The organism is Erythrobacter sp., from assembly GCF_023653175.1.
Lineage (GTDB): Bacteria > Pseudomonadota > Alphaproteobacteria > Sphingomonadales > Sphingomonadaceae > Erythrobacter.
In genome coordinates, this window is record NZ_JAMNXL010000160.1 from 1 (window position 1) to 8,086 (window position 8,086).

An 8,086-nucleotide genomic window follows, 5' to 3' on the forward strand; every position below is an offset into this window, starting at 1 on the left:
CGAGGTCGGCGATGATCGGGTTCTGGCTTTGCATTTTTTCTTTTTGGGGGTGCTTGCACGGAAGTGCAAGCGCCCTCCTCGCTCATGCGACCTAAAGGTCGCGTCGCTGCGGGCGGCCGGTTGGCCTTGCGGACGTGCTGCGCCGACCGTTCACCGCCAAACGATCACTCGGCAGTAGCCGCGTTTCGCTTCGCGCTGGGCTGGGCTGGGCGCCTCAGAACTCGACCTTGGTGGCCGCACCGTCGAGGCCGCGCTGGCCGCCGTCGGGGTTCTCGGCGATGAACTGGTAGTTGAGCGCGGCCGCAAAGCACAGCCATGCCAGATAGGGCAGCAGCAGCAGCCCCGCCGTGCGCCGCACGCGCCACACCAGCGCGAGCGCGACAGCCAAGCTCACGATGCCGAAGCCGATCACCATCAGGGCGATTCCCATCTCCTGCATCCCGAAGAACACCGCGCTCCAGCTTTGCGTCACGAGGAAATGCACCGCGAAGACGATCAGCGCGAGCCCGCGCCCCGGCGCGCCCCAGGCGCTGGCGACCAGTGCGAGCGACAGGCCGATCAGCACGAACAGCCCCGTCCACACGATTCCGAACACCACCGGCGGCGGATAGATGGCCGGCTTGACGAGCCCGGCGAACCACGCCGTGTCGGGCCCGCCGAACTGGCTCGCGAAAAACCCGACGAGCAGCACCAGCGGCACCATGAACAGCGCCCAGCGCAGGAAGCTGGCGCGCAGCTGGGCGGGGGAAGCAAGGACGTTCATGCACTCATCCCATCATAGGCCGGTCAATGTCCGGGCGGGGAGCGCGGCGATACCAGAGCCGCGCGGCCGCGCCAACATCTTGGCCTCAAGTAGCGCAGCGATAGGCCGCAAGGACGCCGCATGGAGCGAAGCGATAGGCGCCACCGGCCTCATATAGCGAAGCGATATGCCAACAAGAACTCCGCCTCCCTCTGCCCCGCGATGAACCACCCTGCCGAGGGCGCGCAGGGGGAATTGCGAAAAATGTGGTGAAAATTGGGCAGAACACCACGAAACGCTTTGGGGTCTGGAAAAACCTCTGCTAGACGCTGCCACATTCCTGCCGTGATTCGAAGCGCAGTAGCGGCGGGATGTGACACAAATTGCGCTTTTGCTCATTCCCGGCTTTGCCGGACCCATAGGGGAAATGACCATGAAGAAGATCGCTCTCGTCGCCGTTGCCGGCCTCGCCCTCGCCACCGCCGCTTGCTCGCAGCCGGCTGAAGAAGCTTCGACCGAAGCCGACGCCATGGCCGTTGCTGAAGAGCCGATGGCTGCTGAAACCCCGATGGCTGCCGAAACCGGCGACGCCATGGCTGCTGAGCCGATGGCTGCCGAAACCCCGGCCGAGTAAGCCTTCGGGCTTTTCGGCCCTGGTCTTCTGACCGGGGAACGGAACAAGAAAGGCCGGTAGCAACTGCGGTTGCTGCCGGTCTTTTCTTTTGTGGCTGGCCGGGTCGAAAGGCCCGGCTCGCTCAGTTGAGCACGCCGAGAGCCACTGCTGCGCCAGGCGCCACGGCGATCAACGCCGCGATCACGACAAGACCCTTGCTGTTCATTGGTTATTCCCCCGTTCAAACCGTGCGGCGGGCGGATATCAGGAATTCGACATTGCCCTGCGGCCCGGTGATCGGGCTTGGCACGATCCCGTCGATACACCAGCCCATCGCTTCCAGCCAGCCGCGCACCTCATCGCACACGCGGGCGTGCAGCGCCGGATCGCGCACCACCCCGCCCTTGCCCACTTCCTCGCGCCCGACCTCGAATTGCGGCTTGATCAGCGCGACCAGCCGGCATTCCGCTGCCGCGAGTTGCAGCGGAACCTCCAGCACCTTGGCAAGGCTGATGAAGCTTGCATCGCACACCACCCAGTCGCAGGGCCGGTCGATGTGGTCAGGCGTCAGCAGGCGGGCGGAGAGCTGTTCGAACACGGTCACGCGGGCATCCTCGCGCAGCTTCCAGGCGAGCTGGTTGGTGCCGCTGTCGACGCAGAACACATGCGCCGCGCCGTGGCTCAGCAGCACATCGGTGAACCCCCCGGTGGACGAGCCGATATCCATCGCCACAGCGCCCGACGGGTCGAGCCTGAAGTGCTCCAGCGCATGCGCCAGCTTGATCCCGCCGCGGCTCACCCAGGGATGATCGCGCCCGCGCACGTCGAGCGCGGCGTCCTCGGCGATCTGGTGGCCGGGCTTGTCGATCTTGGTCTCGCCCGCGAAGACCAGCCCCGCCATCACCAGCGCCTGCGCCCGCGCCCGGCTCTCGGCGAGGCCCCGCTCGACCAGCAACTGATCGACGCGGCGCTTGGGCGCTTTGGGGGGACGTGGAGGCGTTTCAGGCATGGACAAGCGCGGCTCCTAGCGCGCAAAGTGCAGGCATGAAAGCCGGACTTCCTCTCCTCGCCCTGACGCTCGCCCTCGCCGCCTGTGCGCCTGCCGCCAAGGCGCCGCCGGTCGCGACCGCCGCTCCGCCACCCGCGCGGCCCCAGCCTCAGCGCCCCGCGCCTGTCCCGGTGGCGCCGGCGCCGATCAAGGACAGCTGGACCGACGCGTCGCTAACGGTCGGCAACTGGCGCTACCAGATCAGTGCTGGCGGGCCGATCGCAGTGTTCATCGGCGCGGGCGGCAGTGGCGAGTTCGTGATGAGCTGCGAGACCGCCAACGGTCGCTTCGGCCTGTGGCGCGCCGGCACCAGCGCGACCCCGCGCGCTATGACGATCCGCACCGAAACCGCCACCCGCACCTTCAGCGTGGTGCAGGCCGAGGACACCAACCCCTATCTGGTCGCCGGCATCGCGCCGGCCGACCCGCTGCTCGACGCGATGGCGCTTTCCAAGGGCCGGTTTGCCGTGGAGGTCGAGGGCACGCCCGCGCTCATCATCCCCAGCTATGCCGAGGTCAGCCGGGTGATCGAAGACTGCCGCTAAGCTTCGTCATTGCGAGGAGCCGAAGGCGACGCGGCAATCCATGGACTGCCGTTGCCCCATGGCGAAACACCCGTCCATGGATTGGTTGGCCTACGGCCAGCTGCGCTTCCGCTTCGCTCGCAATGACGAAAGGGAAGCCGATTCTATACATTAATATCCACAGGCTTGCCCCCAGCCTGTCCACAGCCGCGCCGGAAACGAAAAACGCCCGAGGTCTCCCCCGGGCGGCCAGCCTGCGCGCCTTGCGCGGCGAGGTGTGATTATGACGCCGGAAAAGATTATTTCAAGTCTTGCCGAAGCCCCCGCGATGACTCACATTGCACCCCGAGGCCAGCGGCGAACGCGGCTCTCGGCCCCCGGTGATGCGAGGGGTCTGGCTCACAAGCGCGAAAGGAGGTGATCCGATGTCTCATGGTTCAGTAGCGAGGTCGGTGAAGATCCCTACGGAGCATACTCGGTAATCCTCTGCCAGAGTAAGGCTACGTGAGCGGCACTTCCGGCCGCTGACCATGTCAAGGGCGTTTCCACCGACGGGCTGGAAACGCCCTTTTCATTTCTTGTTTTACGAAAGCGCCTCCGCGCCTTCGTCCTCGGTGCGTTTCGATCCTTGCAGGATCGAGCACCTGCGGCTCGCGCGCGTGCGCTCGCGGGCCTGCGGCCCGAGCCAGGGCGATGCTTCGACCTTAAGGGGTCACTTCAACACTGATCTTGCCCTCGCCCCCTCGCAGGATTAGGCGCATTTCATGCACGTCACCCGTCTCCCCCACCCCTCGCCCACGCCCGATGCCGTTCGCGAACAGCTTGTCGCCGATCCGGGCTTCGGCACCGTGTTCACCGATCACATGGTGATGATCGACTATGACGAGGCGGCAGGCGGCTGGCAGACCCCGGTGCTGGGCCCGCGCCAGCCCATCCCGCTCGATCCTGCCGCCAGCGTGCTCCACTACGCGCAGGAGATCTTCGAGGGCCTCAAGGCCTATCGCCACCCCGACGGCGCGCTCGGGCTGTTTCGTCCGGAAGCCAACGCCGCGCGCTTCAATGCCTCGGCCGAGCGCCTCGCCATGCCCGCCCTGTCGCAAGAGTTGTTCCTCGGCGCGATTCAAGCGCTGCTCGAAGTCGACGGCAACTGGTATCCGGCGGTCGAGGGCGGTTCGCTTTACCTCAGGCCCTTCATGATCGCGACCGAGGCCTTCCTGGGCGTGCGCCCGGCGAAGCAGTACAAGTTCATCGTCATCGCAAGTCCGGCCGGCAACTATTTCAAATCGGGCGCAAAGGCGGTGAGCATCTGGATCTCCGACTACACCCGCGCCGCCCCCGGCGGGACGGGCGCAGCCAAGTGCGGGGGCAATTATGCCGCCAGCCTCGTCCCCACCGGACAGGCCTTTGCCATGGGCCATGACCAGGTGCTGTTCCTCGATGCGACCGAGCGCAAGTGGGTCGAAGAACTGGGCGGCATGAACCTGTTCTTCGTCTTTGCCGATGGCACCGTCATCACCCCGCCGCTGACCGGCACGATCCTGCCCGGCATCACCCGCGACAGCCTGATCGCGCTGCTCGAGGAGCAGGGCCTCACCGTTTCCGAGGCGCCCTACTCAATCGACCAGTGGCGCGCGGACGCCGCCAGTGGCCACTTGATCGAGGTCATGGCCTGCGGCACCGCGGCGGTGGTCACCGCGGTCGGCAAGGTCGCGGGACACGACGGCGAGTTCACCATCGGCGCAGGCGGCATCGGCCAGACCACCGCCGCCTTGCGCGAAACGCTGGTGGGCATCCAGACGGGCAAGATCGCCGACACCCACGGCTGGGTGATGCGGGTTTGATTCCAGCGCCGATCCGCGTCGCCGCGCTCTACCAGTTCACGCGCTTCGACAATCCGCAGGCCCTGCAAGGCCCGCTGCTCGCCGTCTGCGAGGCGCATGGCATCAAGGGCACGCTGCTGCTCGCGCAGGAGGGGATCAACGGGACGATTGCGGGGGCTCCGCAAGCCCTGGAAGCAGTGCTCGCGCATATCCGCGCGCTGCCGGGGTGTGCGGCGCTCGACGTGAAGTTCTCGGCCGCGCCGCAAATGCCCTTCCACCGCATGAAGGTGCGCGTGAAGCGCGAGATCGTCACCATGGGCGAGCCGGATATCGACCCCACCTTGTCGGCCGGTCACTATGTCGATCCGCATGACTGGAACGCGCTGATCGCCGATCCCGACACCCTCGTGATCGATACCCGCAATGATTACGAGGTGGCAGTCGGCACCTTCCGGGGCGCGGTCGATCCGCGAACGCCCACTTTCCGCGATTTTCCCGCATGGTTCCGCGAACACCGCGAGGCCCTGCTCGCCGGCAAGCAAAGGATCGCGATGTTCTGCACCGGCGGCATTCGCTGCGAGAAATCGACCGCCTTCCTGCGCAGCGAAGGGGTGGAGGAGGTCTATCACCTCAAGGGCGGCATTCTCAAATATCTCGAGCAAGTGCCTGAAACTAAAAGCCTGTGGCAGGGTGAATGCTTCGTTTTCGATGAGCGGGTGACGGTCCGCCACGGCCTTGCGCAAGGCACCTTCCAGCTGTGCCGCGCCTGCCGCCGCCCGCTCGATGCCGAGGCCCTCGCCCATCCCGATTACGAGGACGGGGTGAGCTACCCCGCCTGCATCGACGAGCGCACGCCCGAACAACGCGCCGGTTACGCCGAGCGCCAGCGACAGGAAGCGCTTGCCCGCCAGCGCGGCGAATTGCACGTCGGCGCGGTTCGCAAACCGCCCGAATGACGCCGCCCGTCCTCTATTCCTTCCGCCGCTGCCCCTATGCGATGCGGGCCCGCATGGCGCTGTGGGCGGCGGGGATCACGGTGGAATTGCGCGAGGTGAAACTCGCCGCCAAGCCGCCCGCGCTGCTCGCCGCGAGCCCCAAGGGGACCGTTCCGGTGCTGGTGCTGGCGGACGGGCCAAATGCCGGGAGCGTGATCCAGGAGAGCCTCGACATCATGCGCTGGGCGCTGATGCAGCACGACCCGGAGAGCTGGCTGGCGCGCGAGGAACCCGCGCTGATTACGGCCAATGACGGGCCATTCAAGCACCATCTCGACCGCGCGAAATACCCCGGGCGTTACGGCGCGGAAGAGACCGACCACCGCGCTGCCGCGCTCGCGCTGCTGGCGCCGCTCGAGGCGCGGCTGTGCGAGGCGCCCTTCATCGGCGGGGCCGTGCGGGGGTTCACCGACATCGCGCTCTTCCCCTTCATCCGCCAGTTCGCCGCCATCGAGCCTGCCTGGTTCGCTGACCAGCCACTATCCCGCTTGCAGGGCTGGCTGGAGAGTCTGGCCAGTTCGGCGTTGTTCGCCAACGTGATGCCCAAATTCGCGCCCTGGCAGGAGGGCGATGCGCGGGTGCTGTTCGGGCCGGATGAATAGCAGGATCAGGTCAGGGGCGCGGGATTGGGACAGCGCGCCAGCCACTCGCGGAACGCATCCACCAGCCAGCTCGCCGCCGGGCCGAGCCGCGTGTCGCGCCGCCACAGGGCGCTCAGCCGGTAGTGATCGCCCGGCTTCTCGGGCAGGTCGAGCTCGACCAGCGCGCCTCTCGCAATATCCCCTGCCACCATCCCGCGCGGCATGTTGCCCCAGCCCAGCCCCTCCTTGAGCAGCGCGTGCTTTGCCCCAAGGTCCCCCAGCCGCCAGGTCAGCGGCGAGAGCACAGAGAACTCGCGCCCCTCGGTCAGTGGCGAGCGGTCGGTCAGCACAAGCTGCAGGTGGCGACGGCTTTCACCGGGCATGATGCCGCGCTGCGCTAGCGGGTGCGCGGGCGCCGCGACGGGGACGAGTTCGATGTCGCCCACCGCCTGGCGTTCGAGCGCAGGGTGATCGCCGATCACCGGGCCGCCGATTGCAAGATCGGATCCGCCGTCGATCACGCAGGCCGCGACCGCGCCCAGCCCCTCGATCCGCAAGGTGAGCGCACAGGTCGGGAAGATCCGCCGGAATTCGCCCAGCACATGCGCGGTGACATCGCCCGGCACCATCACGTCGACCACCAGCGTCAGCGAGGGCTCCTGCCCGGCATGGAGCGAGCGCGTCTTGGCGAGCAGCGCGTCGACCCGGTCGGCCACGCTGCGCGCCTCGGCCAGCAGCCCCTCGCCCGCGGGGGTGAGCACCGGGCGGCGCGACCCCTCGCGCTCGAACAGGGATAGGGCAAGCTGCGCCTCGAGCTGCGCGATGCCGTAGGACACCGCCGAGACCGCCCGCCCCATCGCCTTGGCCGCGCCGCCGAAGCTGCCGTGTTCGGCGACCGCGATGAACAAGCGCAGCTGATCGAGGTTGGGTTCGCCGAGTTTCATGGGCAATTTGTTCGGATAATCCGAACATCTTGGCAAGTTTTATCGCACTTATCCGCATGCCGAGCGTGGCCTATCTCCGCCTCAACCAAACAGGAGACACGCCATGATCGAACTGCGTCCCTTCAACACCCTCGGTGCCGCCAACCACGGCTGGCTCGATGCGCACCACCACTTCTCCTTCGCGGGCTACCATGATCCGGCGCGCGTCCACTGGGGTGCTTTGCGCGTCTGGAACGACGACGCGATCGCCGCCAAGTCGGGCTTCCCGCCGCATCCGCACAGCGACATGGAGATCATCACCTATGTCCGCGCCGGCGCCATCACGCACCGGGATTCGATGGGCAACCAGGGCCGCACCGAAGCGGGCGACGTGCAGGTGATGAGCGCAGGGAGCGGCGTCACCCACTCGGAATACAACCTCGAGGACGAGGAAACCCGGATCTTCCAGATCTGGATCATCCCCGATGCCCGCGGCGGCCAGCCGAGCTGGGGCGCTCGCCAGTTCCCCAAGGACGACCGTGCGGGCTCCTTCGTCCCCCTCGCCAGCGGTGTCGCCAATGATGACGACGCGCTCCCGATCCGCGCCGATGCCCGGGTGCTGGGCGCGACCATCAAGGCGGGCGAAAGCGTGACCTACACGCCGCGCACGGCCGACCGGCACCTCTACCTCGTGCCTGCCACCGGCAAGGTGCGGATCGAGGACGTCGAGGCAAATGCCCGCGACGGCGTGGCGATCACCGGGCAGGAATCGGTGACGATCACGGCTGTGGAAGACAGCGAGGTCGTTCTGGTCGACGCTGCGTAAGTCCCCCCGGAGCC

Annotated in this window: 9 protein-coding genes; 6 read left to right on the forward strand and 3 right to left on the reverse strand. The window is 67.1% G+C overall.

The window, feature by feature from the left end; all coding sequences use genetic code 11:
• Positions 1-214: 214 nt before the first annotated feature.
• Positions 215-763 carry a TspO/MBR family protein gene (locus NBV68_RS15140; RefSeq protein ID WP_296311239.1) on the reverse strand — a complete coding sequence of 183 codons (549 nt, stop codon included), beginning with the start codon at positions 761-763 and terminating at the stop codon, positions 215-217.
• 412 nt (positions 764-1,175) lie between these two features.
• Between NBV68_RS15140 and NBV68_RS15145 the strand changes: the two genes are divergently transcribed.
• Positions 1,176-1,376 carry a hypothetical protein gene (locus tag NBV68_RS15145; protein WP_296311242.1) on the forward strand — a complete coding sequence of 67 codons (201 nt, stop codon included), beginning with the start codon at positions 1,176-1,178 and terminating at the stop codon, positions 1,374-1,376.
• A gap of 220 nt (positions 1,377-1,596) precedes the next feature.
• On the opposite strand, the gene NBV68_RS15150 is transcribed toward NBV68_RS15145, so the two are convergent.
• Positions 1,597-2,364: a TlyA family RNA methyltransferase gene (locus NBV68_RS15150; protein ID WP_296311256.1), complete on the reverse strand. Its 768-nt coding sequence runs from the start codon at positions 2,362-2,364 to the stop codon at positions 1,597-1,599.
• Positions 2,365-2,399: 35 nt separating this feature from the next.
• Here NBV68_RS15150 and NBV68_RS15155 point away from each other — a divergent pair, with 35 nt between their 5' ends.
• The 4 genes from NBV68_RS15155 to NBV68_RS15170 all read left to right on the forward strand — a co-directional run bounded on the left by NBV68_RS15155 (position 2,400) and on the right by NBV68_RS15170 (position 6,344).
• On the forward strand, positions 2,400-2,948 hold the full coding sequence (locus NBV68_RS15155) for a hypothetical protein (RefSeq protein ID WP_296311244.1): 549 nt from the start codon (positions 2,400-2,402) through the stop codon (positions 2,946-2,948).
• A gap of 743 nt (positions 2,949-3,691) precedes the next feature.
• Positions 3,692-4,768, forward strand: coding sequence for a branched-chain amino acid aminotransferase (locus NBV68_RS15160; protein WP_296311247.1), 1,077 nt, complete (start codon positions 3,692-3,694; stop codon positions 4,766-4,768).
• Positions 4,768-5,703: a rhodanese-related sulfurtransferase gene (locus tag NBV68_RS15165; RefSeq protein WP_296311260.1), complete on the forward strand. Its 936-nt coding sequence runs from the start codon at positions 4,768-4,770 to the stop codon at positions 5,701-5,703. Before NBV68_RS15160 ends, NBV68_RS15165 begins: the two co-directional genes overlap by 1 nt.
• A complete protein-coding gene (locus tag NBV68_RS15170; RefSeq protein ID WP_296311250.1) occupies positions 5,700-6,344 on the forward strand; it encodes a glutathione S-transferase N-terminal domain-containing protein in 645 nt (214 codons plus the stop codon). Before NBV68_RS15165 ends, NBV68_RS15170 begins: the two co-directional genes overlap by 4 nt.
• A 5-nt stretch (positions 6,345-6,349) precedes the next feature.
• On the opposite strand, the gene NBV68_RS15175 is transcribed toward NBV68_RS15170, so the two are convergent.
• Entirely contained in the window at positions 6,350-7,267 is a 918-nt protein-coding gene (locus tag NBV68_RS15175; RefSeq protein WP_296311251.1) for a LysR family transcriptional regulator, read from the reverse strand.
• Between the two features lie 103 nt (positions 7,268-7,370).
• Between NBV68_RS15175 and NBV68_RS15180 the strand changes: the two genes are divergently transcribed.
• Positions 7,371-8,072, forward strand: coding sequence for a pirin family protein (locus NBV68_RS15180; protein WP_296311254.1), 702 nt, complete (start codon positions 7,371-7,373; stop codon positions 8,070-8,072).
• Positions 8,073-8,086 lie beyond the last annotated feature (14 nt).